Below are 25,234 nucleotides of genomic sequence, written 5' to 3'. Positions count from 1 at the left end.
AAAATGGCTCTGTAATGTGGCTGTTGATTTCCGCTCCAATCAACAAAGTATAAAAAACAATAATATCGTTTAACAGAGCCTTAAATATAAAGACCAGTCCCAATTAAGGAACTGGCCATTAAACTAAATTATTTTTGAATAGAAGCTTTAATAAAGTCACGGAACAATGGCTGTGGACGAGTTGGTCTTGAGACAAATTCCGGATGAAACTGTGATGCCACAAACCATGGGTGGTCCTTAAGCTCAATAATTTCTACTAACCGGCCGTCAGGGCTTGTTCCTGAGAAAATAAATCCGGCTGCTTCCATTTCTTGACGATAGAAATTGTTAAACTCATAACGATGACGGTGGCGCTCATATACCACTTCATCCTCATACGCTTCGAACGCCTTTGTTCCTTCGACAAGACGGCATGGGTATAGACCTAAACGTAAGGTACCGCCCAAATCCTCCACATCCTTCTGCTCTGGAAGAAGGTCAATAATTGGATGTGTTGTATCCGGCAAAAATTCCGCGGAATGCGCATCCTGATATCCAAGCACGTTGCGGGCATATTCAATCGTAGCCAGCTGCATACCTAAGCAAATACCCAGGAATGGCCTTTTCTGCTCACGAGCATAGCGGGTTGCTTCAATCTTCCCTTCAATGCCACGGTCGCCAAATCCACCAGGGACAAGCACACCATCGACATCCTTAAGCAGTTCCGCAACATTTTCGCGAGTCACATCTTCAGAATTAATCCACTTAATTTCCACATCTGTATCAAAAGCATAACCGGCATGCTTCATCGCTTCTACCACGGAGATGTAGGCATCCTGAAGCTCTACATATTTACCGACAAGACCGATGCGGACTTTACCGGAAAGGTTTAGTACCCGATCGACAAGGGCTTTCCATTCGGTCATTTCTGCTGGCTTTGTACCTAATTCCAAGTGATCGCAAACGATTTGATCCATGTTTTGCTCTTGCAGGGCAAGCGGAATTGAATAAAGAGTATCGGCATCGCGGCATTCGATTACCGCTTTGGCATCAATATCACAGAATAAGGCCAGTTTATCCTTCATATCTTGAGAAACTGGGTATTCTGTTCTGACAACAATAATATTTGGCTGAATTCCTAGGCTGCGCAGTTCCTTTACACTATGCTGGGTTGGCTTCGTCTTCATTTCACCGGCCGCTTTTATGTACGGAATCAGCGTACAGTGAATGTACATGACATTTTTGCTGCCAATATCACTTTTAATTTGGCGGATCGCTTCTAGGAATGGCAGTGATTCGATATCCCCGACAGTACCGCCAATTTCTGTAATGACAACGTCAGCATTTGTTTCTTTTCCCGCCCGGAAGCAGCGCTCTTTGATTTCATTGGTAATGTGTGGAATAACCTGAACCGTTGCCCCTAAGTAGTCGCCGCGGCGCTCTTTTCTGAGAACCGTTGAATAGATTTTTCCTGTTGTTACGTTTGAGTACTTGTTTAGATTAATGTCAATAAAACGCTCATAGTGGCCCAGGTCCAAATCTGTTTCCGCACCATCATCCGTAACGAATACTTCACCATGCTGGTAAGGACTCATGGTCCCTGGGTCCACGTTAATGTACGGATCAAATTTTTGAATCGTTACATTTAAACCTCGATTTTTCAATAAACGCCCTAAGGAAGCAGCGGTAATCCCTTTTCCAAGTGATGACACTACACCACCAGTAACAAAAATATACTTTGTCATAAATAGTCCTCCTCTATTACAGTTTGTGCATTATTCAGGTTGTTTAAGGATATTTTTTTAAAATTATTTCCCTATGCTCCAAAAACGAAAAAACTCCTGATATGGGAGTTTTTTTAGAAAAGCATCAGATGCCATGACCAGGCACTCCCGAGCTTCACATAAAAATAAAAAGCGCTCCTCTCGCTGCATTGCGAGGGGAGCGCATATTTGTTATATTGATTCGTCCTTTTAAAAGGAGCCCAAAAAAGATAATACAGGGGCCTGAATAAAAAGTCAAGCTGTTTCCTTCACTCTCAAAAAGAGATATAGGCGAGTTTACAAAAATGAAGCCTTACAAGTGTTCGTCTTCGTCCACTTCGTCGAACTCTTCATCTTCTTCGTCTTCATCAAGATCATCTTCGAGGACTTCGGCTTCATCAAGCTCGAATTCATCCTCATCATCTTCGTCAAGGACATCGTCATCGTCGTCAAATTCATCGACATCATCAAGATCCTCATCTAAATCGTCATCATCGTCAAGAAGATCGTCGTCATCATCGGCAAAGTCATCCAAATCATCATAATCTTCTTCATCGATTTCATCGAAATCCTCAAGCTCTTCTTCGTCCACAACCTTCTTCGCCTTTTTCTTCTTCGGTTTAACGGCTGTGATTACCTCTTCTTCAGCTGTATCTACTGGATACCAGAAACGTAGTCCCCAGCGGTTTTCTCCTAATGATAGGAAACGGCCGTCGATGTTGATATCTGTATAAAATTGTGCCAGGCGTGTACGAATTTCTTCGTCCGATATTCCAGCTGCGGCTTTAATCTCGTTCACTAAATCATGAAAAGAGATCGGCTGCTTGCTATTTTTTAAATATTCATAAGCCATTTCCATGAGGGAAAACTCTTGCAATTCCTCTTTTGAGTATTGTGCTAAACTCACTATTGGCACTTCCTTTCTCTATTTAACACTCATAACTTTTCGAGTGGTCCAGGACAGTTAGGATCCTATGTATGAAAAAATAATTGAATTTTGATAACTGTCGAGCTCCCGTGCGGGTGTTATACTTTCCACACTTCTAATTTTTGCATATTCTTCATTATAAACAAATTCTTGGTGTTTATGCTAGTGTAAGTAGATAGTTTCACTCGATTTTTTGCAGGGATGAATTAATCCCCCTCCTGAGATTTCTCCCTCTTAAGTTTTTTCATCTCTTTAATGGAAATATATAAAAAGAAGATGGCCAAAAGCAGGAACGAAACTGAACCCAACTGGCGTTGATATAAATAGTATAACGGCCAGGCGAAAATGATTAAAATAATGATTATGTGACGACCCTTCATCTGGACACACCTGCCTGTAAACACATCTAAGTTGAAATACTATGATGATTATATAAGAACCAAAATCAATTGGATATCATAACAACTACATATTTTATCACAAAAATAGACATTCCGCGAAAAGCACCATGTGAAAACTTCACATGGTGCCTTTCACCGTTAATACTGTTCTCGTGTTACATATTTCTCCGGTACTGTCCCCCAACCTCATACAAGGCTCTCGTGATTTGTCCGAGGCTTGCGACTTTGACGGTTTCCATTAATTCAGCGAAGATGTTGCCATTGTTGACCGCCGCAGCTTTCAAGCGGGTTAAAGCAGCTGCTGTTTCGCGCGAATGGGCTGCCTGGAAGGCCCGCAAATTATCAATTTGCAATTCCTTCTCCTCTTTCGTGGCCCGGGCCAATTCCATATTATTGACATCTTCCACTGACGGCGGATTTGGATTTAAATACGTATTGACGCCAATGATCGGCAATTCTCCGGTATGCTTCTTCATTTCATAATACATCGATTCGTCCTGAATTTTGCCGCGCTGATACTGGGTCTCCATCGAACCGAGGACCCCGCCGCGGTCATTCAAGCGGTCAAACTCCTGAAGCACCGCCTCTTCCACTAAGTCGGTCAGCTCCTCGACAATAAACGAACCTTGCAGTGGATTCTCATTCTTCGTTAACCCGTGCTCCTTGGTAATAATGATCTGAATCGCCATCGCCCGGCGCACCGATTCTTCGGTTGGTGTCGTAATCGCCTCATCATAGGCATTGGTGTGAAGGGAATTACAATTATCATGCAGAGCCATTAGCGCCTGCAGCGTCGTCCGGATATCATTAAAGTCAATTTCCTGGGCATGCAGCGACCGCCCTGAGGTCTGAACATGATACTTCAGCTTTTGACTGCGCTCATTCGCCCCATATTTATCACGCATCACGGTTGCCCAAATCCTCCGCGCTACCCGGCCGATTACCGTATACTCGGGATCGAGGCCATTCGAAAAAAAGAACGAAAGGTTCGGTGCAAAATCATCAATCTTCATGCCGCGGCTCAGATAATATTCCACATACGTAAAGCCATTAGACAGCGTAAACGCGAGCTGCGAAATCGGATTGGCTCCAGCTTCAGCAATATGATAACCGGAAATAGACACAGAATAATAATTGCGGACTTTGTGATCAATGAAATACTGCTGAATATCACCCATCATCCGTAAGGCAAACTCTGTTGAAAAAATACACGTATTCTGTCCCTGGTCTTCTTTTAAAATATCAGCCTGAACAGTCCCGCGTACAGTGCTGAGTGTGTAGGCTCGGACCTGAGCAAATTCTTCAACCGTCAACGTCCGGCCAAGCTCTGCTTCCTTCTCCTGTACCTGCTGATCAATGGCCGTATTCATAAACATCGCTAAAATAATCGGCGCCGGTCCATTAATCGTCATCGAAACTGATGTTGACGGGTGGCATAAATCAAATCCGGCATATAGCTTTTTCATATCATCTAACGTACAAACACTGACTCCGCTTTCGCCGACCTTGCCGAAAATATCCGGGCGGTAATCCGGGTCTTCCCCGTACAAGGTCACCGAATCAAAGGCAGTACTTAACCGCTTGGCTGCATCATCCTTTGATAAGTAGTGGAAGCGGCGATTCGTCCGGTCAGGTGTCCCTTCGCCGGCGAACTGGCGTTTCGGGTCCTCCCCCTCACGCTTAAATGGAAACACCCCAGCGGTATAAGGGAATGATCCCGGGATATTCTCGCGGTATACCCAGCGTAAAATCTCACCGTAATCTTTATATTTAGGCAGTACCACTTTCGGAATATCGAGACCTGATAAGCTTTTTGATTTTAATAGCGTGATGATTTCTTTATCCCGGATACGCGTAACAAACTTTTCCCCTGCATACGCTGCCTTTGCCTGCTCCCACGACTCGAGGATTTTTCGTGATTCTGCCGTCAGCTGAACTTCCGTTTCCTGCTTTACTGCCTCTAAAGCAGCCGCCACTTCCGGCTGATTCTGAACCGCCTCGATTGCCCCCTCGAGCTGGAATAATTTCCGGGCAATATTTGCCTGAGCCTCGGCCTTGCGGTGGTAGCCACGCACCGTCTCAGTTATCTCTCGTAAATAATAGCGCCGATCCGTCGGAATGATTACATTTTGCTTTTCCACCACCGCATCTTTGCTAAACGACGTCACCCAATCAGTACCTGCTTTTTCATTAATCACTTCCACTAACGCCGCAAACAACGCATTCGTCCCCGGGTCATTAAACTGACTTGCAATCGTACCGTATACCGGCATTTCGTCCAGTTCTTTTTCAAACAGCATATGGTTGCGCTGGTACTGCTTCTGCACCTGGCGTTTTGCATCCTCCGAGCCCTTGCGTTCAAATTTATTGATGACAATCAAATCGGCAAAGTCGAGCATATCGATCTTTTCCAGCTGTGATGGAGCACCAAACTCACTTGTCATCACATACATCGACACATCACAAATCTCGGTGATTTCAGCATCTCCCTGCCCGATGCCGCTCGTTTCCACAATCACTAGGTCAAAACCGGCGGCTTTTGTAACAGCGACGGCATCCTTAATCGCCAGCGATAATTCATTTTTGGAAGACCGTGTTGCGAGACTGCGCATGTACACATTCGGAGAGAAAATCGCATTCATGCGGATCCGGTCGCCAAGCAGCGCGCCGCCTGTTTTTTGTTTGGTTGGATCGACGGACAGAATCGCGACTTTTTTCCCTGGAAACTCATTGATAAAGCGGCGAATTAACTCATCCGTTAATGAACTTTTTCCGGCACCACCCGTTCCTGTAATCCCGATAACAGGAATCCCCTTTTCCAGTGCCTTGACCTGTTCAAGCACCTGTTCAGCTGCAGCGGCAGCCTCATTCCTTTTATCAACATGAAGCTCTGCTATCGTAATCAGCTTGGCAATCGCATTCACATCGCCTGTTGGCAGCTTTGCAATCTGCTCGTTGACATCTGAAGTGATTGTTGAAAAATCACATTCCTGGATCATCCGGTCAATCATTCCTTGAAGGCCTAGTGTTCGCCCGTCCTCCGGTGAAAACAGCCGGGCAATTCCATATGCATGCAGCTCATCCATTTCGCGCGGGATAATCACTCCGCCGCCGCCGCCATAAATTCGTATATGCGGTGCACCTTTTTCCTTTAACAAATCATACATATATTTAAAATATTCAACGTGCCCGCCTTGGTACGATGAAATCGCAATTCCCTGGACATCCTCCTGAATTGCGGCGTTCACCACCTCCTCGACCGAGCGGTTGTGTCCAAGGTGGATCACCTCTGCTCCACTCGCCTGCAGAATCCGTCTCATTATATTAATTGAGGCATCATGACCGTCAAACAGGCTTGACGCCGTCACAAAGCGGATATGATGCCGTGGCTGATATTTCCCCATCGTGCTCCCCCTTTTGGAAAAATGTACTTACCCCTTCTCCGGAACTGTAACTGCGCCTGAGACCCCGCCTTGAATTCCCGATAATAAAACCTCTGTCTGCATCGCAATATATTCCTCGAGCGTAAACAGCTTTCTTAAGGCCCAGCGGCGGAATCCCCACATTTGTCCCTGCACAAAAATATTGTGGGCGACAAGTTCGATTTGTTTGTTCGATAATCTCAGTTCCCCGTTCTCGACACAGCGGGTCAGCAGCTCCTCAAACATCGCGACCATTTCCACTTCTTTTTTCAGTACATATGGCAGGGCATCTTTGGAAAGTGACTTCACTTCCTGATACATGACCAGTACCTCGGCCTGCATTTCATCCATAACCTGGAAAAAATCAGCAATTCCGTGCTTCAGGCTTTCCAATGTTCCCTTTTCCACAGCTAAATCCTGCTGGAGCCGTTCACTGACATGGTCATAGATACTGTCACAGACAAGGTATAGGACGTCCTCTTTGGTCCGAATGTATTCATATAATGTGCCGATGCTGAATCCGGCTGCTTTGGCGATTTCCCTTGTCGTTGTCCGGTGAAACCCCTTTTGTTTAAAAAGTGATACAGCCCCTTTGATCATTTGATCACGCCTTTTTTGTACAAGGCGTTCATCCTTGACTGAGGCTTGAACTTCTCTTTTTTTCATCTTAGGTACCGCCTTTTTCTAGCACCAACGCCAAGGGGCGAGCCCCTGTTGGCATGGCTGTTATTTTGTGATCATTCTCGAAATCACGAGACGTTGAATTTCTTGTGTTCCTTCATAAATTTGAGTAATTTTAGCATCGCGCATAAACCGTTCAACCGGATAATCCTTTGTATAGCCATAGCCGCCAAAGACTTGAACCGCTTCGGTCGTCACCTTCATCGCTGTGTCTCCTGCAAACAGTTTGGACATCGCCGACTCTTTACCGTATGGTAAGCCATTGGACTCGAGCCATGCAGCTTGATAGGTTAGTAGTCTAGCCGCTTCTATATTGGTAGCCATATCGGCCAGTTTAAAGGAGATGCCTTGGTTGGCGACAATCGGCTTCCCAAATTGATGGCGTTCGCGGGCATAATCGACGGCTGCATCAAGCGCACCTTGGGCAATGCCGACTGCCTGAGCAGCAATCCCGTTGCGGCCGCCATCCAACGTCATCATCGCAATTTTAAAGCCATCACCTTCTTCACCAAGGCGGTTTTTAATAGGAACCTTGCAATCTTCAAAAATGATTTCAGTTGTTGGCGAGGAACGAATACCGAGTTTCTTTTCCTTTTTGCCAACCGAGAAGCCAGGGAAGTCGCTTTCAATAATGAACGCGGTAGTTCCTTTTTGCTTACTGGTTGGGTCCGTTAAGGCGAAGACCACATAAATGTTGGCCTCACCGCCATTGGTAATAAAGATTTTTGAGCCGTTTAGGACATAGTGGTCTCCTTCTAAACGGGCGGTCGTTCTCATTCCGCCCGCATCTGAACCGCTGCCTGGCTCCGTTAACCCGTAAGCACCGATTTTGGTTCCTTCTGCCATTGGGCGCAGGTAGGTTTGTTTTTGCTCTTCGCTGCCGAATTTATAAATCGGCCAGCCGGCCAGTGAGGTGTGGGCAGATAACAGAACGCCAGTTGAGGCATCCACGCGGGAAAGCTCTTCAACCGCGATACAATAAGCAAGAAAGTCGCTGCCAATGCCACCGTACTCTTCCGGCCACGGAATTCCCGTTAATCCTAGCTCCGCCATCTTGTCAAAGATCTCGCGGTCGAAGCGCTCTTCCTCATCACGTTCTGCAGCGGTCGGTGCAACCTCGTTGCGGGCAAAATCCCGAACCATTTTACGAATCATTTCATGCTCTTCCGTTAGTTTAAATTGCATTTTGCATGCCTCCTCTGCCCATTCGGGCCCAATATTTGGCTTTATTAACTGAATTTAAGATATCCTTAAAAAAACGGATACATTTCAACAGATTTTGGGGTTATTAACATTTCGCACCTGAAATCAGATGATCATCATAGATGCTTACTAACCACGATCCGCTGAATCTCACTTGTACCCTCATAAATCTCCGTCACCTTGGCATCACGGAAAAAGCGCTCAACCGGATAATCCTCCGTATAACCGTAGCCGCCAAATACCTGAATGGCTTCCGTTGTGACGTCCACTGCTGTCCTTGTGGTAAACAGCTTCGCCATCGACGCCTCCAACGTGCACTTCAACCCCTTACTCCGCAAGTCAGCAGCCCGATAGACTAATAGTTTAGACGCCTCGACACTTGTCGCCATGTCGGCCAGCTTAAAAGCAATCCCCTGCTGAGCAGCAATTGGTTTGCCAAACTGATGACGCGTCTTCGCGTAGGCTGATGCCGCATCAAAGGCTGCTTCCGCAATCCCTAAAGCCTGGGTGGCAATGCCAATTCGGCCGACGTCAAGGTTTGCCATTGCGATTCTAAAACCTTCGCCTTCTTGACCAAGTATGTTTGCCGCGGGTACATGTAGATCCTCAAAGGTTAACTGCACCGTTCTTGAGCCGTGCAGCCCCATTTTCTTCTCATCCTTGCCGACAATAAAACCAGAGGTATTTTTTTCCACGATAAAGGCCGCAATTCCTTTTTTTCCAAGGGCTGGGTCCGTGGTTGCAAACACTATATACACATCTGCCTCGCCGCCATTGGTGATAAACACCTTGGAGCCGTTTAGTACGTAATGCTCGCCTTTTTTCACCGCCCGCGTTTTTAAACTGGCAGCGTCAGAGCCTGAGCTTGGTTCGGTTAAGCAAAAAGCCCCCAGATACTCGCCCGATGCCAGCTTTGGTATATATTTTTGCTTTTGTTCCTCCGTTCCAAAGTACAAAATTGGGTTTGTACAGACGGAGGTGTGGACAGACAGGATCACGCCGACTGCAGCGCTTACTTTTGACAGCTCATGAATCGCAATAATATAAGAGGTAAAGTCCATCCCTGCCCCGCCGTACTTCTCGGGAACAGGAATCCCCATCAGACCAAGCTCACCCATTTTGCGAACAATGTCACGGGGAAATTCCCCTTTTTCCATTTTTTCGATAAATGGTGTGATTTCCTTCTGAGCAAAATCACGAACCATTTTCCGCATCATTTCTTGCTCTTCTGTAAATGTCAGATTCATAATATGTCTCCCCTTCCTGAGGATGAATATTTCAGATGCCTTGTGCCAGGGGAATCTTCGAATATGTAATGCGGCGTGATCCACCTGGTTTTATTTAATTGTCCAGCTCCAGCGCCTTGGGTCTCGGGGTCATATGCCCCTGTTCAAGGCGTTTCCGCTTTTCTATTTTATTCGTAACTGTAAAAACCGCGCCCTGATTTCTTACCGAGCCAGCCGGCTTTCACATATTTACGCAAAAGCGGGCAGGGACGGTATTTATCATCGCCAAAACCTTCGTGGAGTGTTTCCATAATGTATAAACATGTATCCAAGCCAATAAAATCTGCCAGCGTAAGCGGGCCCATTGGATGATTCATGCCAAGCTTCATGACCTCATCGATGGCTTCTTTGGTGGCAACGCCCTCGTAAAGCGTGTAAATGGCTTCATTGATCATCGGCATGAGGATGCGGTTCGAGACAAAGCCTGGAAAGTCGTTTACTTCAACCGGTACCTTGCCCAACGTCTTGGTCATGTCTTCAATCACTTGATAGACTTCATCGGCTGTTGCAAGCCCGCGAATAATTTCGACGAGTTTCATAACGGGAACTGGATTCATAAAGTGCATGCCGATTACCTTTTCCGGACGGCTAGTGGCAGCGGCAATTTCTGTGATAGGCAAGGATGAGGTGTTACTAGCTAGGATGGTATGTGCTGGAGCAATTTTATCTAGTTGCGTAAAGATGTTTGTTTTGATTTCCATATTTTCAACTGCTGCTTCGATGACTAGGTCGACGCTGCTGGCATCGTTGAGATCGGTTGATGAGGTTAGTCTGGCGATTACTGCCTGCTTTTGTTCCTCCGTGATTCGGCCTTTGTCAACGTTACGGGTGAGATTTTTCTCAATCACCCCTAAACCCCGCTCTACGAAATCAGGTTTCAAGTCATTCAATACCACTTTGTAGCCGGCTTGGGCACAAACCTGGGCAATTCCGGAGCCCATTTGACCTGCGCCAATTACCATAACCTTAGAAACGTTCATTGTTTTCCCTCCGAGTCTCTTTTTTTAAAATAACGCCAGAAAAAAGGCGGCATCCGCCAATTATTTAAGCTTATCCGCCAGTAAAAATCTGTTATCCGCCAGTTATACTATTTTATCTGCCAGTATAATGAGCCAGGCGCCAGATCTAGGGTGTTATCCGCCACTAAATGTACAGGCTGCGCCAGTTTTCCCACCTTATCCGCCAGTAACTCTTTTCTAACTCATTTTTTTACGATTTTGGCACCTCAATCATCACCGCATCGCCTTGGCCACCGCCTGAGCAAATGGCTGCAATCCCAACACCGCCGCCGCGGCGCTTCAATTCATGCATTAAGGTAATAATAATCCGTGCCCCGCTTGCACCAATCGGATGACCAAGCGCGACCGCGCCGCCATTGACATTGACCTTTTCTGGATCAAGCCCGGCAATTCTTGCGCTCGCTAAAGCAACCGCTGCAAAGGCTTCATTTATCTCAAACAAATCAACCTCATCCAAGCTCCGGCCTGTTTTTCTTAACAGCTCATTAATGACCAAGCCCGGTGTCTGCGGAAAATCTTTTGCTTCGACCGCAATCGCTGCATGGCCTAAGATAACAGCTTCCACCTGACGTCCCTCACGTTCAGCGCGCTCTTCACTCATTAACACAAGGGCAGCCGCACCGTCATTCACACCTGGCGCATTCCCTGCTGTAATCGTGCCAGTTGAATTGAACACTGGGGATAATTTGGACAAGCGCTCTAAAGATGTATCCTTCCGCGGCCCCTCATCAACCGAAACCATCACCGGTTCCCCTTTGCGCTGCGGTACCTCTACCGATACAATCTCTTCCGCCAATTTGCCGCTCTCTATGGCAGCAATGGCCCTAACATGGCTTCGAAGCGCCCATTCGTCCTGATCCTCACGGGAAAGATCCATTTCTGCCGCTGTACTATTTCCGTATGTGCCCATATGAACCCCTGTAAAGCTGCAAGTTAAACCGTCATGGATCATTAAGTCCTTAACAGTTGAGTCGCCCATGCGAAAGCCCCATCTTGCCTTCGGTAAAACATATGGTGCGTTGCTCATCGATTCCATTCCGCCTGCAACAATGACCTCTTCATCGCCTGCGCGGATGATTTGGTCTGCCAGGGTTACGCTCCGCATTCCCGAAGCACAAACCTTGTTAATCGTCTCCGTTTTAACTTCCCATGGCAGTCCGGCGTGACGTACCGCCTGCCGCGATGGAATTTGTCCCTGCCCGCCTTGTAACACCGTTCCTAGAATGACTTCTTCCACCTGTTCCGGCTTCACACCTGACCGAAGCAGTGCTTCCTTCACAGCAATACCGCCAAGCTGTGACGCAGTAAAGCTGCTTAATGCTCCCCCTAATTTTCCAAAAGGTGTTCGAACACCGCTTAAAATCACCGTTCTACCCATGCTAATCTCTCCCTTTTTGTTATCCCTTTACCTAAAGCGACTGAACGCTCGCTCGGAATGAAACGAAAAATATAACGCAAGCAAGGAACCAAGGATTCCGGCCCACGCATTCAAAGTTAATGTAAGCGTTTTAATCTATATATCTATTTTACATAAAAACGAGCAGGAGTTGAAATATTTTACACAAAATTTTAAAAATTTTGATTTGTAAAACTTCCAGCTCCTGCTCAAGGATTAAGATGCAGCTGCTTGCCCGTCACCACAAACTGCTTTTTCAAGCAGCTCCGCCACATCATAGGTAGCAACCTTTTCTTCTACTTCTTTTGCCTTAGTACCATCGGAAAGCATGGTTAAGCAGTATGGACAACCCGAGCTGATCACAGTCGGATTGACCGCTAGCGCCTGCTCTGTCCGGCTGACATTAATGCGGTGGCCCGTTTCTTCCTCCATCCACATTAAACCGCCGCCTGCGCCGCAGCACATCCCTTTTTCCCGGTTCCGTTCCATTTCCACAAGCGTCACACCAGGGATGGATTTTAAAATCTCCCGCGGCGGATCGTAGACGTCATTATAGCGTCCGAGGTAGCAGGAATCATGGAATGTAATGGTTTCATTGACCGCATATTTTGGAACAAGGCGGCCGGAACGAACCAACTGCTCGAGAACTTCCGTATGATGGAATACTTCTGCTTCTAACCCGAAATCAGGGTACTCATTTTTAAAAATATTATAGGCATGCGGGTCAATCGTAACGATTTTCTTCACCTCTGCCTTTTGAAACTCCTCAATATTCTTGGCCGCAAGTTCTTGGAATAAGAACTCATTTCCTAAACGGCGCGGTGTATCACCGGAGTTCTTTTCCTTATTGCCAAGAATGGCAAATTTCACGCCCGCTTCGTTCAAGAGCTTTGCAAACGATAAAGCAATCTTTTGACTGCGGTTATCATATGAGCCCATTGAGCCAGCCCAGAATAGGTATTCAAATTCTTCGCCAGCCTTATTCATTTCCTTCACGGTTGGAATATGAACATCTTCGCGAACCTCACGCCAGTTCTCGCGCTCTTTACGGTTTAAGCCCCACGGATTTCCTTGACGTTCAATATTGGTCATGGCACGCTGAGCATCGGCGTCCATTTTTCCTTCTGTTAACACCAAGAAGCGGCGCAGGTCGATAATTTTATCCACGTGTTCGTTCATAACTGGACATTGGTCTTCACAGTTACGGCAGGTTGTACACGCCCAAATCTCCTCTTCGGTAATTACATCACCAATCAAACTAGGGTTGTAAGGAGCGGCAGCAGCTGTTTCCTGCGCTCCCTGACCTTGTGCCGCAAGCGCAATCTGGTTTCCTTTTGTATTTGCAAACGCAAATGTCGGTACCCATGGCTGTTTTGAGGTAACCGAGGCGCCATAGAAGGTAAGGTGATCACGCATCTTTACAATTAAATCCATTGGGGACAGCATTTTGCCTGTTCCGGTAGCTGGACACATATTGGTGCAGCGGCCGCATTCTACGCATGCATAAAAATCGATCATCTGGTGCTGGGTAAAGTCTTCGATTTTACCAACGCCGAACGATTCTTGTGATTCATCTTCGAAATCGACTTTTTTCAACTTACCCGGTTTATCTAAACGGTTAAAGTAAACGTTTGCCGGGCCGGCAATCAAGTGGGCATGCTTGGACTGCGGAACGTATACTAAGAAGGTTAACAAGAATAATAAATGCGCCCACCATGCTATGTAGAAAATGACAATGGAGGCGGTTTCACCAATACCTGAAAAAATGAATGAAATAACTGAAGCGATCGGTTCCGTCCATGATGGATCTTCGCCATGCCAGATAAGGCCCATTCCATTCCCTATTAAAACTGATACCATTAATCCGCCGATGAATAACAGAACCAGACCTGATTTAAAATTGCGTTTTAGGCGGACTAATTTTTCAATATAGCGGCGATGAAAAGCCCATACCACTGCAACGAGAATCATTAATGTGACAATCTCTTGGAAAAAGGTAAATCCTGCATACAATGGACCCAGCGGCAGATGCGAGCCAGGTACAAGCCCTTTCCAAATAAAATCAATCGCCCCAAATTGAACTAAAATAAAGCCATAAAAGAACATGACATGAATGGCACCACTTTTTTTATCTTTTAAAAGTTTCTTCTGGCCAAACACGTTTACCCAAATTTTTTGCAGCCGTTCTTTGACATTGTTATCAAACTCCACTTTCTTTCCAAGCTTGATAAATTCAATCCGTGTTTTGACCACATAAACAAACAGACTGATTGCGTAAGCGGTTACAGCAAGAAACGCAATGAGATTGACCCATAAAAGACCATTCAAGTAAAACGCCCCTTTCTTTGATTCTCCCCGATTGTTTGTAGAAAATAGTTAATTTTCAGAATTGTATCTATCTCTATTATAAAAATGAATGAGCATTCAGTCAAATCATTTTTATAAAATAGACCAACTTATAGAAAGGTCCCTACTTGGAGACACTAACTTAACCGAATGGGGGAAAGATTTTCAATGAAGATTGTAGTCATTCTGAGCGGACTGCTTGTTCTTTTCATTATATGGATAGTCTTAGATTTTAGATTAGGTCGAAGGAAGCATCAATTGATCGCAAACAAAGTGGAGACCGGTATCCTCCATAGTGAATTTGAGATATTTACACATGGCAAGGAATTTTTCCAAAGCTTTTTTTCTGAGATTCAAAAAGCAGAAAAACATCTCCATATTTTGTACTATATTGTAAAGAATGACAGCTTAGGACAGGAATTTTTCACTATTTTAAAAGAGAAGGCGCAAGAAGGTGTTGAGGTCCGTTTACTCATTGACCGGCTTGGCAGTTTAACCATCAAGAAAAAAGAGGTAAAGGAACTAAAGGACGCAGGAATCCAGGTTGCGTTTAGCAATCGGGTCAAACTGCCTTTCCTGTTTTATTCAGCCCAGGTTCGAAACCACCGAAAAATATCGATTGTTGACGGAAAGGTCGGCTTTATGGGGGGCTATAATATTGGCAAGGAATATATTGATGAGGACCCGAAACTTAGTCCGTGGCGTGATTACCAGTTAAAAATAACAGGTGAGGGCGTTCATTTTTTACAGAGTGAATTTTTGCTGGATTGGAACGAGTATTCGAGAGAAAAGGTTCACAATGAACCCGGGATTTTCCCTCCACTGTCCAAAGGAAGTATCCGGCATCAATTAAACCCAACTGAAGCCGGTCTGCTCGAGGGAATTTTTATTGACCTAATAAACAAGGCTGATCAATCGATTATCATCGGAACCCCCTATTTTATTCCAAGCTCTTCCATTTTTAAGGAATTACTCGCAGCGCGGCGGCGCGGCGTCAAAATTACGCTCATTGTCCCCTATACCTCTGATCATATCCTTGTCCAAGAGGCATCATACCGTTTTTTGCGGAGGCTTATAAAAGCAGGTGCACTGGTTTACCAATACCAAAATGGTTTTTATCATGCGAAAACAATCATGATTGATGATAAAATTTGTGATATTGGGACAGCTAATTTCGATCGGCGCAGTTTATTTTTAAATAAAGAAATAAATTGCTATATCTATGACCCAGACTTTATCAAGCGAATGAGGAAGGTCATCGATCAGGACATCCTTGATTCTAAACCGCTGTCGCTGGATGTACTAACTAAACCAAATCCATGGCGGTCTGTAAAAGAAGCGCTGGCTGGGGCTGTTTGCAACTTTTTATAAGGGGGAGTGTTGATGTTCAAGATTCGGTTCGGCTATGTTTCACATGCGATCAGTTTATGGGATGCCTCCCCGGCGAAGGCACTGACCTTTACCCGTTATCAGCAGCTTAGCGCCTCAGAGCGCCAGGAAAAGCTGCTCGAGGTAACGAAACTAAATCTAAAGCATACCTTAAGGATGCTTTACTACAATCTGGCCCACGAAATCGAATTGTACCGGTTTTCGAGTTCGATTGTCCCACTCGCCACTCATCCTGAGGTCCGCTGGGATTTTACCACTCCGTTTTTGAAGGAATGGCGGGAAATTGGCGAACTGGTCAAGCGGAATCATTTGCGGGTCAGCTTTCATCCTAATCAATTTACGTTGTTCACTTCACCCAAAAAGACGATTACCGAAAATGCCGTCATTGATATGACGTACCATTATCAGATGTTTGAAGCGATGGGGATTGCTGACCAAGGGCTGATTAATATTCATATTGGCGGGGCCTATGGAGATAAGGCCGCCGCACTGACGCGTTTTTATGAAAACCTGACGACCCTGCCTAGTCATATTAAAAAGGTGATGACATTAGAAAATGACGATAAGACCTATACGGCTGAAGAAACCCTAAAGGTGTGTGAGAAAGAAGGGATCCGGTTAGTGTTTGATTATCATCATCATATGGCCAATCTTAGCGATGCCCCATTAGATGAGCTGCTGCCGCGCATTTTGGGAACATGGTCAAAGGGAGAGATGGTGCCGAAAGTCCATATTTCTTCTCCTAAAAACGAAAAGGAATTCCGCTCCCATGCTGATTTTGTCGACCCGGAATTCATAATGCCGTTTGTCCATTTACTGCGTGAGCTCGGTCAGGATGTCGATTTTATGATTGAGGCCAAAGCAAAGGATCAGGCAGCCTTAAAATTAGTCGAGGATTTAAGTAAATTGCGCGGCTTTAAGCGGATTAGCGGGGCCAGCATTGAAATAAAATGAAAGAGTCTCCGTTTATGGTGGAGACTCTTTTCTATTCTTCGATTAAATTGAGGACAGGAACATCTCGTTCATTTTCCGGATCCTTTCGGGTATAGATGCGCGCCATTTTGGTCGCTTCGTCGACATGTTGAATAATCACGGGGGTGCCATCATAGGTCACATTAATCATATCGGCTGATTCTAGGATTTCTTTTGCTCTTCCAATATTCATCTGTACGGTTCACTCCTACTTAATTTCTATCTTTACTATCTGCATTTTTTTGGAAGATATTCGTTTTAAAAAATAAATCCCTGCTTATGGCCCTATTGAAGGATTCGTAAGCAGGGATGAGGTTTTTACTGCATATATCCTTGGCTGTTTGAAGTATTAGAAATGTCTTGTTGTACCTGTTGGGCATCGGTTCCGGCAAAGCCTGGCTGCATGATCGATTGAGATCCTCCTGCGAAGCCGCCAAATTGCAGGTTGCCTCCTTGTTGGCCCATTCCCATTTGATTATAGGATCCACCTTGTTGACCCATTGAGTTCATGCCCATGCTGCCAGCATTTTTGCTGGTGATTTGGCCGTTGCTGCTAGTTTGGATATCTTGTCTTACTTGCTGCGCGTCTGTTCCGGCAAAGCCTGGCTGCATAATGGATTGGGATCCTCCTGCGAAGCCGCCGTATTGCATGCCTCCTCCTTGTTGGCCCATCCCCATTTGATTATAAGATCCACCTTGACCCATTGAGTTCATGCCCATGCTGCCAGCATTTCTGCTGGTGATTTGGCCGTTGCTGCTAGTTTGGATATCTTGTCTTACTTGCTGCGCGTCTGTTCCGGCAAAGCCTGGCTGCATAATGGATTGGGATCCTCCTGCGAAGCCGCCGTATTGCATGCCTCCTCCTTGTTGGCCCATTCCCATATTACTGAAGGAACCACTTTGTTGACCCATGTTTCCTCCCATGCTGCTATTTTGGATATCCTGTCTTACCTGCTGGGCATCCGTTCCGGCAAAGCCTGGCTGCATGATGGATTGAGATCCTCCTGCGAAGCCGCCGTATTGCATGCCTCCTCCTTGTTGGCCCATTCCCATATACCCGAAGGAACCACTTTGTTGACCCACGTTTCCTCCCATGCTGCTATTTTGGATATCCTGGCTTACCTGCTGGGCATCTGTTCCGGCAAAGCCTGGCTGCATGATGGATTGAGATCCTCCTGCGAAGCCGCCGTATTGCATGCCTCCTCCTTGTTGGCCCATTCCCATATTGCTGAAGGAACCACCTTGTTGACCCATGTTTCCTCCCATGCTGCTATTTTGGATATCCTGTCTTACCTGCTGGGCATCTGTTCCGGCAAAGCCTGGCTGCATGATGGATTGGGATCCTCCTGCGAAGCCGCCGTATTGCATGCCTCCTCCTTGTTGGCCCATTCCCATGCCAGTTAATTGTTGTAATCCCTCATGGATTTGCTGAAGTGATTGATGAGCTTGCTGAACTGCTTGAAAAATTCTCTGTGGCATATAATATTCCTCCATTAATTTTTTCATCAAACAGTGTTAGTATCTCTCAGCTAATTACCGTTATTCTCATTTTTTTGTAGAATTTCCCAAAACAAAAAAAACCCTCTAGCATCACTAGAGGCTTTCCATTTACATTTTTTCTGGAGCTGAAACCCCAATTAAAGCGAGTGCATTCTTAAGTGTGATTTGTACGGATTTCACCAAGGCAAGACGTGCTTTCGTGCGGTCTAGATTGTCGCTGTCAAGCACTTTGTCAGCATTATAGAAACTATGGAATGCCGATGCTAATTCCAAGATATAATTCGTGATCCGGTGCGGTACTCGTTTCTGTGCAGCCTCACCGACAGACGCAGGAAACTCACCAATTTTCTTTAGCAGGTCTATTTCCTTTTCAGAACCGATCAGCGAAAAATCAGCTTCTGCCTCAACGTGAATTCCCTGATCCTCGCCTGAACGGAGGATACTAGAAATTCGCGCATGAGCATATTGTGCATAATAAACCGGGTTTTCATTGGATTCTGATACAGCTAAATCCAAGTCAAAGTCCATATGCGTATCGGAACTGCGCATCGCAAAGAAATAACGTGTCGCATCGAGGCCGACCTCATCGACTAAATCACGCATTGTGACGGCCTTACCAGTACGTTTACTCATCTTCATCTTTTCACCGTTTTTATATAGGTGAACTAATTGGATAATTTCAACCTCGAGCGCCTCACGGTCATAGCCGAGGGCTTGAATGGCCGCCTTCATCCGTGGAATATAGCCATGGTGATCGGCACCCCAAATATTGATTAACTTTTCAAAGCCACGCTCAAGCTTGTCCTTATGGTAGGCAATATCCGGCGTTAGATAAGTATAAGAACCATCCTGCTTGATGAGAACGCGGTCTTTATCATCACCGAAATCCGTTGAACGCAGCCAGGTTGCTCCGTCCTGCTCATAGATATAGCCTGTTTTACGGAGCGCCGCGAGTGCCTCATCAATTTTGCCATTTTTATAAAGGGAAGTTTCTGAGTACCAAACATCAAAGCCAACGCGGAAATCTTCCAAATCCTTCTTCAACTTGGCCATTTCATATTTCAAACCATACTCACGGAAAAATTCGAATCGTTCTTCCTCTGGGACATTCACATACTTATCGCCGAACTCCTCAGCCAAGGATTTACCGATACCAATAATATCGGCACCATGATAGCCATCTTCCGGCATGTTTTTCTCGAGGCCAAGCGCTTGAAAATAGCGGGCTTCGACGGATAACGCTAGATTATTAATCTGGTTGCCGGCATCATTAATATAGTATTCACGCGAAACATCATAGCCTGCTTTGGCAAGGATATTGGAAAGCGAGTCACCTACGGCCGCACCGCGCGCATGACCAAGGTGAAGGTCCCCGGTTGGGTTAGCTGAAACAAACTCAACCTGAATTTTTTGGCCGTTGCCGGTTGTTGTTTCACCGTAGTTGTCCCCAGCTTGAAGAACGGTTGGAATTAAATCTGTTAAATAGGCATTATTCATGTAAAAATTAATAAAGCCTGGGCCCGCCAGTTCAATTTTTTCAATTGAGGCCTTTGTGCGGTCAAAATTAGCAACCAATGCTTCGGCAATCATCCGCGGTGCCTTTTTTGCTACCCGCGCGAGCTGCATCGCCATGTTAGTCGAATAATCACCATGTGCCTTTTCCTTTGGGACTTCGAGAATAACATCGGGAATCTGTTCTTCTGCTGCCAGACCAGCTTTTAGAACCGCGGCCCGGATTTCTTCCTTTAATTTTGTTTGTACCTGTTCAACTATATTCATCTTTCTTCCTCCTGAAAGGTTATCTCTAAATGGTAGGTCCCTGCAGGTGAGCCCTGCATCGTAAAATCATAAAGAATATCAATCAGACCCTTCGAATTCTCAAGTCTTCTTGTCATCGTCATGGTTTCAAATACCCCAAACGGCATTTCATAGCTGCCTCTTAATTTCTTATGTAACTTGAAGGGGAGACGCATCTTTACTGCCCCGCCTCTTAAAATCAATGCTTCATCAGGTGTGATCTTGACAATCGTCCGGACTGTACCTTCTTCGAGTACTTCCTCATATTTAAGAAACGAAGCCCCGTCTTTTTCAAAATAGCGGCCAAACACCTGCAACTTAATTGTCTCTGAACCTTCTGGCTGATGAATCGTTGTTTTCACATTAATCTTCATCGGAATCTCTGTAGTAGACAAACTTGACACATGTAACACTTCCTTTATTAAAAGGAATTTATCATCCTCTTTAAATCGTTCTCTAGTCATCATAATTGACCTAAGTGCGTTAAAGCATACTTTTTCTATTATAAACTTAGATCACCAACAAATCAAAAAATGCCCGCCCCGCACCGGGACAGGCACCCTTTTTAACGGTGTCAGGCACCATAAACTATCAAAACATCGTGTTAACGCCACAAATGGTGACAGGCACCGTTTGCACTATTACCACTTATTTTACCCAGCCTAGGATCATTTCGCGGAGTAGTTTGCTGGCGGTGTTGGCTGTTTGTTCGGATGGGTCATAGATTGGCGCTACTTCAACAAGGTCGCCGCCGACTACGTTAACCTCTGAACGGGCAATTGCATGGATCGACGCAAGCAGTTCTTTTGAAGTGATGCCGCCTGCATCAACCGTTCCTGTACCAGGTGCATGGGCAGGGTCAAGCACATCAATGTCGATAGTGACATACACTGGACGGCCTGCTAGTGTTGGCAGGATTTCTTTTAATGGCTCAAGCACTTCAAATTTAGAAATATGCATGCCGTTCTCTTTTGCCCACTCTAACTCTTCCTTCATGCCGGAACGGATGCCAAAAGAATAAACATTTTTTGGACCAATATGTTCGGCAATTTTCCGGATTGGGGTTGAGTGTGATAATGGCTCACCTTCGTATTCCTCACGGAGGTCGGTGTGGGCATCAAAATGGATTATCGCTAAATCCGGATACTTTTTATACACAGCCTTCATGACAGGCCATGAAACAAGGTGCTCGCCGCCCATTCCCAGCGGGAACTTGCCAGCCTCTAAAATCCGATCAACAAATTCTTCAATCATATCAAGGCTGCGCTGCGCATTACCAAACGGAAGCGGAATGTCCCCAGCATCGAAATATTTTACTTCTTCCAGCTCACGGTCAAGGTAAAAACTATACTCCTCAAGACCAATCGATACCTCACGGATACGGGCTGGGCCGAAACGTGAACCTGGTCGGTAGCTTACCGTCCAATCCATTGGCATTCCGTATAATACAACCTGACTTTCTTCAAAACTCGGGTTGCTTTTAATAAACACATTGCCCGAATAAGCCTCATCAAAACGCATTCTATTATCCCTCTCTTTTATGTATTACCAGCCACAAACGATTTTTGTGACCGTTTTGTTTGTATTATAAACCCAAATTGGCGCAATTTTTCTTTTTTGTGACCGTAGGATCCACATTTCTCGAAGCTTTGGTCACAAAAAACAATTTTTGTTACCGTCACTTCACTTTTCATACCCTCAATGGGCACAAAAAGTCATTTTTTTGCCCATACCGCGGCACATCCTCGGGTTTTGGGCACAATTCCGCTACTTCAATAGATCGCCAACAAACTTTGGCAAAACAAATGCTGCTTTATGCAGTTCTTTTGTATAATATTTGGTCTCAATCTCATGGAAGCGCTCTTCGCTGACTTCGAGGGGATCATATTTTTTCGAACCGATCGTAAACGCCCATAAGCCGCTTGGGTATGTTGGAATATTGGCCACATACAGACGTGTAATCGGGAAAATCTCTCTTACATCGCGTTGAACATTTCGGATTAAGTCTGCTTTAAACCAGGGATTATCGGACTGGGCCACGAAGATGCCATCTTCTTTTAATGCCTTAGAAATTCCTGCATAAAAACCCTTTGTAAACAGGTTGACCGCAGGCCCAACTGGTTCCGTTGAATCTACCATTATCACGTCATATTCATTTTCACTTTTGGCGATGTGCATAAACCCGTCATCCACACGGACATCGACACGCGGGTCATCGAGCTTGCCGGCAATCTCAGGAAGGAATTTCTTAGAATACTCGATTACTTTTCCATCAATATCCACTAGGGTGGCTTTCTTCACGCTTGGATGCTTTAGTACTTCACGGATCACACCGCCGTCGCCGCCGCCGACCACGAGCACGTTCTCCGGGTTTGGATGGGTGAATAATGGTATGTGTGCAACCATTTCATGGTAAACAAATTCGTCACGGACGGATGTCATTACCATGTCGTCTAACAACAGCATGTTGCCCCACTCTTCGGTTTCAATCATATCTAACTTTTGAAATTCAGTTTGCTCTGTATGTAAGGTTTTGTTGACTTTCATGGTGATCCCAAAGTTTTCAGTCTGCTTTTCTGTAAACCAAATTGACATGACCAACTTCCTTCCATTTAGCATATAGTCAAGCTGTCGCTTCCGCTTTTCTTTGTCTAGCTCCAACGGCCAACGACTAGTGGATTGCCCCTCACCTCCCTACGATAAGTCAACATCAAATCGCTTATGCTCTTCGTGTTTCCTTTATCTCAGTCGGCGCGGTCAATCCATACGTCGTTAAACGGCCGTTTCCGCTTTTCTTTGTCCAGCTCCAGCGCCTAGGGGCTCGGGGTCATAAGCCCCTTGTCAAGGCGCTTCCGCTCTTCTTTTTATGCTACCCAAACTATTGAATTACAAACACGAGAAAAAGTCTAGCAAAATTTAAAGAATTTTTCCATGAATGTTTAAAATGACTCTATTTTTTCAATACTATTACTATCTAATTTTTTAAAAACTGGAAATGCTTCTTCCAGCAATCAAAAGGGGTGACTCTAATGGAAATCATGACTGATCAAGGGTTTCGAAAGACAATCAAATACCTAAGGGCGTTTATCATCATCAGTTTGATCGGCATGATTTGTATGCTCATCCTCTTTGCCGGCGTTCTTGGTTATGCAAAAATTCTTGGGGCTCCGCCGCTCGCTGTCCCGCAATCGACGTTATTTTTCGCTGACAACGGAACCTTAATTGGTGAAAGCAACAGCGGTCAAAAACGCTACTGGGTCGGAATGGAGAATATATCGCCAGATTTAGTCAATGCGACCGTCTCTGTTGAGGATAAGAACTTCTATCATCATCACGGCTTTGATTTTAAACGTATAGCCGGTGCAGTCGTCGCCGACGTGTCAGCCTTTGCCAAAGTGCAGGGCGCCAGCACTATCACTCAGCAGTATGCAAGGAATCTGTTTCTTGAGCACGATAAAACCTGGAAACGGAAACTGACCGAGGCATTCTATACCATTCGCCTTGAGATGAACTATTCCAAAAAAGATATACTGGAAGGCTATTTAAACACCATTTATTACGGCAACGGCGCCTATGGTGTCGAAGCGGCCAGCCAATATTATTTTGGAAAAAAGGCTTCCGACTTAACCCTTGCGGAGGCAAGCATGCTTGCAGGCATACCGAAGGGGCCGGGTATCTATTCGCCGCTTGCCAATATCGAAAAAGCCAAAACCCGTCAGGCAATTATTTTAAAAACCATGGTGGAAAACGGCTATATTACCAAAAAGGCCGCCCAAGCTGCTGCGAAGGCACCGCTTAGATTAGAAGGTGTCCACACCGCACATAAAGTGAAAGTAGCACCTTATTTTCAGGACGCCGTTCGGAATGCGCTCAAAAACCAGCTTCATTTAGATGACCGCACGATTGCTTTAGGCGGTTTAAAGGTCTATACGACCCTTAATTTAAAGCAGCAGGAAGCGGCCGAAAGCCAAATCAAAAAATATGTGGCCAGCTCCTCGGAAATTCAAGTCGGTCTTGTCGCTATGGATCCGAAAACGGGAGATGTCAAAGCCATGGTCGGCGGCCGAGACTATGATAAAAGTCCGTTTAACCGCGCTGTCCAAGCCATTAGACAGCCAGGCTCGACGATCAAGCCGCTGCTATATTATGCCGCCCTTGAGCATGGCTTTACCCCGTCATCAACGATGCGGAGCGAGTATACGACGTTCCATTTTGATGATGGCCAGGCAGAATATACGCCGCATAACTTCAATAATAAATATGCAAATGGTGAAATCACGCTTGCCCAAGCGATCGCTGTGTCTGACAATATTTTTGCCGTCAAGACCCATTTATTTTTGGGTGAGGATACCTTAATTGAATCCGCGAAAAAATTCGGTTTGTCTACGAAAATGACGGAGGTGCCGTCTCTTGCTTTAGGAACCTCAGGAGTCCGCATGATTGATATGGCCAATGCTTATAGCATGTTTGCAAACGGTGGAAAACGAGTTCGCCCAGAGTTAATTACAAGAGTGGAAGATTATAATGGCAATGTCATTTTTGAAAAAGACGACCATCATGAAAGAGTATTAAATGCAGCACGAGCATACGTGATGACCCAAATGTTAACAGGGGTGTTCGATGAAAAGTTAAACGGCTATGCCAAGGTAACCGGCAGCACGGTTAGCAAAGATATCACCCGGCCCTACGCCGGAAAATCCGGTTCAACAGAAACGGACAGCTGGATGATTGGCTACTCACCCCAGCTGGTTACGGCTGTGTGGGCGGGCTATGATGTTGGAAAGCCGATTGAAATGGCTGCGGAAAAAACGTACGCCAAGAAGATTTGGGCTAATTTTATGGAGGATGCCCTAAAAGGAAAACCTGTTAAGGCATTTAAGGCACCAAAAGAGGGTGTGATTGGGCTGTACGTTGATCCGGATAACGGAAAATTGGCAACAAAGGATTGCCCTGTCCGCCGGTTCACTTACTTTGTCAAAGGTACTGAGCCAACTGAATATTGCACCGATCACTTAAAAAATGCTCACCATGTTAACAAAAAGAAGATAGATGAGAAACAGGTACCTTGGTATAAGAAAATTATGCCATGGAATTAGAAAAGCAAAAGTACCCGTTTAGCGGCGAACCCTAGCCGCTGGTACTTGGAACAACT

General features: G+C 45.5%; 18 protein-coding genes. 3 read left to right on the top strand and 15 right to left on the bottom strand.

Annotated elements, in window-relative coordinates:
- Positions 1–128 precede the first annotated feature (128 nt).
- From ACZ9EE_RS16880 to ACZ9EE_RS16840, 9 genes are all read right to left on the bottom strand, one after another.
- Positions 129–1,724, bottom strand: coding sequence for a CTP synthase (locus ACZ9EE_RS16880; protein ID WP_476028771.1), 1,596 nt, complete (start codon positions 1,722–1,724; stop codon positions 129–131).
- 331 nt (positions 1,725–2,055) lie between these two features.
- Complete coding sequence (gene rpoE / locus ACZ9EE_RS16875; protein WP_476032987.1) at positions 2,056–2,649, bottom strand: DNA-directed RNA polymerase subunit delta; 594 nt, start codon at positions 2,647–2,649, stop codon at positions 2,056–2,058.
- A 577-nt stretch (positions 2,650–3,226) separates the two neighbouring features.
- A complete protein-coding gene (gene icmF, locus ACZ9EE_RS16870) occupies positions 3,227–6,475 on the bottom strand; it encodes a fused isobutyryl-CoA mutase/GTPase IcmF (RefSeq protein WP_476028769.1) in 3,249 nt (1,082 codons plus the stop codon).
- Positions 6,476–6,502: 27 nt separating this feature from the next.
- On the bottom strand, positions 6,503–7,159 hold the full coding sequence (locus ACZ9EE_RS16865; protein WP_476028767.1) for a TetR/AcrR family transcriptional regulator: 657 nt from the start codon (positions 7,157–7,159) through the stop codon (positions 6,503–6,505).
- 60 nt (positions 7,160–7,219) lie between these two features.
- The gene (locus ACZ9EE_RS16860) at positions 7,220–8,359 is read right to left on the bottom strand and encodes an acyl-CoA dehydrogenase (protein ID WP_476028765.1); all 1,140 of its coding nucleotides are present in this window, start codon (positions 8,357–8,359) and stop codon (positions 7,220–7,222) included.
- Between the two features lie 134 nt (positions 8,360–8,493).
- Entirely contained in the window at positions 8,494–9,624 is a 1,131-nt protein-coding gene (locus ACZ9EE_RS16855) for an acyl-CoA dehydrogenase (protein ID WP_476028764.1), read from the bottom strand.
- 167 nt (positions 9,625–9,791) lie between these two features.
- On the bottom strand, positions 9,792–10,643 hold the full coding sequence (locus ACZ9EE_RS16850) for a 3-hydroxybutyryl-CoA dehydrogenase (RefSeq protein WP_476028763.1): 852 nt from the start codon (positions 10,641–10,643) through the stop codon (positions 9,792–9,794).
- Between the two features lie 229 nt (positions 10,644–10,872).
- Positions 10,873–12,060: an acetyl-CoA C-acetyltransferase gene (locus ACZ9EE_RS16845; protein WP_476028761.1), complete on the bottom strand. Its 1,188-nt coding sequence runs from the start codon at positions 12,058–12,060 to the stop codon at positions 10,873–10,875.
- Between the two features lie 234 nt (positions 12,061–12,294).
- The gene (locus tag ACZ9EE_RS16840; protein ID WP_476028759.1) at positions 12,295–14,406 is read right to left on the bottom strand and encodes a (Fe-S)-binding protein; all 2,112 of its coding nucleotides are present in this window, start codon (positions 14,404–14,406) and stop codon (positions 12,295–12,297) included.
- 186 nt (positions 14,407–14,592) lie between these two features.
- Between ACZ9EE_RS16840 and cls the strand changes: the two genes are divergently transcribed.
- Both cls and uvsE read left to right on the top strand, forming a co-directional pair.
- A complete protein-coding gene (cls, locus tag ACZ9EE_RS16835) occupies positions 14,593–15,795 on the top strand; it encodes a cardiolipin synthase (RefSeq protein WP_476028757.1) in 1,203 nt (400 codons plus the stop codon).
- A gap of 12 nt (positions 15,796–15,807) precedes the next feature.
- Positions 15,808–16,767: a UV DNA damage repair endonuclease UvsE gene (gene uvsE, locus ACZ9EE_RS16830; RefSeq protein ID WP_476028755.1), complete on the top strand. Its 960-nt coding sequence runs from the start codon at positions 15,808–15,810 to the stop codon at positions 16,765–16,767.
- 31 nt (positions 16,768–16,798) lie between these two features.
- Here the strand turns inward: uvsE and ACZ9EE_RS16825 are convergent, their stop codons facing one another.
- The 6 genes from ACZ9EE_RS16825 to speE form a co-directional block, all read right to left on the bottom strand.
- Positions 16,799–16,978, bottom strand: a complete 180-nt coding sequence (locus ACZ9EE_RS16825) for an H-type small acid-soluble spore protein (protein WP_476028753.1) — start codon at positions 16,976–16,978, stop codon at positions 16,799–16,801.
- A gap of 125 nt (positions 16,979–17,103) precedes the next feature.
- Complete coding sequence (locus ACZ9EE_RS16820) at positions 17,104–18,264, bottom strand: hypothetical protein (RefSeq protein ID WP_476028751.1); 1,161 nt, start codon at positions 18,262–18,264, stop codon at positions 17,104–17,106.
- Positions 18,265–18,393: 129 nt separating this feature from the next.
- Positions 18,394–20,064, bottom strand: a complete 1,671-nt coding sequence (gene argS, locus ACZ9EE_RS16815; RefSeq protein ID WP_476028749.1) for an arginine--tRNA ligase — start codon at positions 20,062–20,064, stop codon at positions 18,394–18,396.
- Positions 20,061–20,549 carry a YwiB family protein gene (locus tag ACZ9EE_RS16810; protein ID WP_476028747.1) on the bottom strand — a complete coding sequence of 163 codons (489 nt, stop codon included), beginning with the start codon at positions 20,547–20,549 and terminating at the stop codon, positions 20,061–20,063. Before ACZ9EE_RS16810 ends, argS begins: the two co-directional genes overlap by 4 nt.
- A 181-nt stretch (positions 20,550–20,730) precedes the next feature.
- Positions 20,731–21,603: an agmatinase gene (gene speB / locus ACZ9EE_RS16805; protein ID WP_476028745.1), complete on the bottom strand. Its 873-nt coding sequence runs from the start codon at positions 21,601–21,603 to the stop codon at positions 20,731–20,733.
- A gap of 246 nt (positions 21,604–21,849) precedes the next feature.
- Entirely contained in the window at positions 21,850–22,677 is an 828-nt protein-coding gene (gene speE / locus ACZ9EE_RS16800; protein ID WP_476032985.1) for a spermidine synthase, read from the bottom strand.
- Positions 22,678–23,111: 434 nt separating this feature from the next.
- Between speE and ACZ9EE_RS16795 the strand changes: the two genes are divergently transcribed.
- Positions 23,112–25,178: a transglycosylase domain-containing protein gene (locus ACZ9EE_RS16795; protein WP_476028743.1), complete on the top strand. Its 2,067-nt coding sequence runs from the start codon at positions 23,112–23,114 to the stop codon at positions 25,176–25,178.
- Positions 25,179–25,234: the final 56 nt, after the last annotated feature.

This window comes from Bacillus sp. URHA0034 (assembly GCF_056280405.1).
This window is presented reverse-complemented; position numbering and strand designations above follow the sequence as displayed.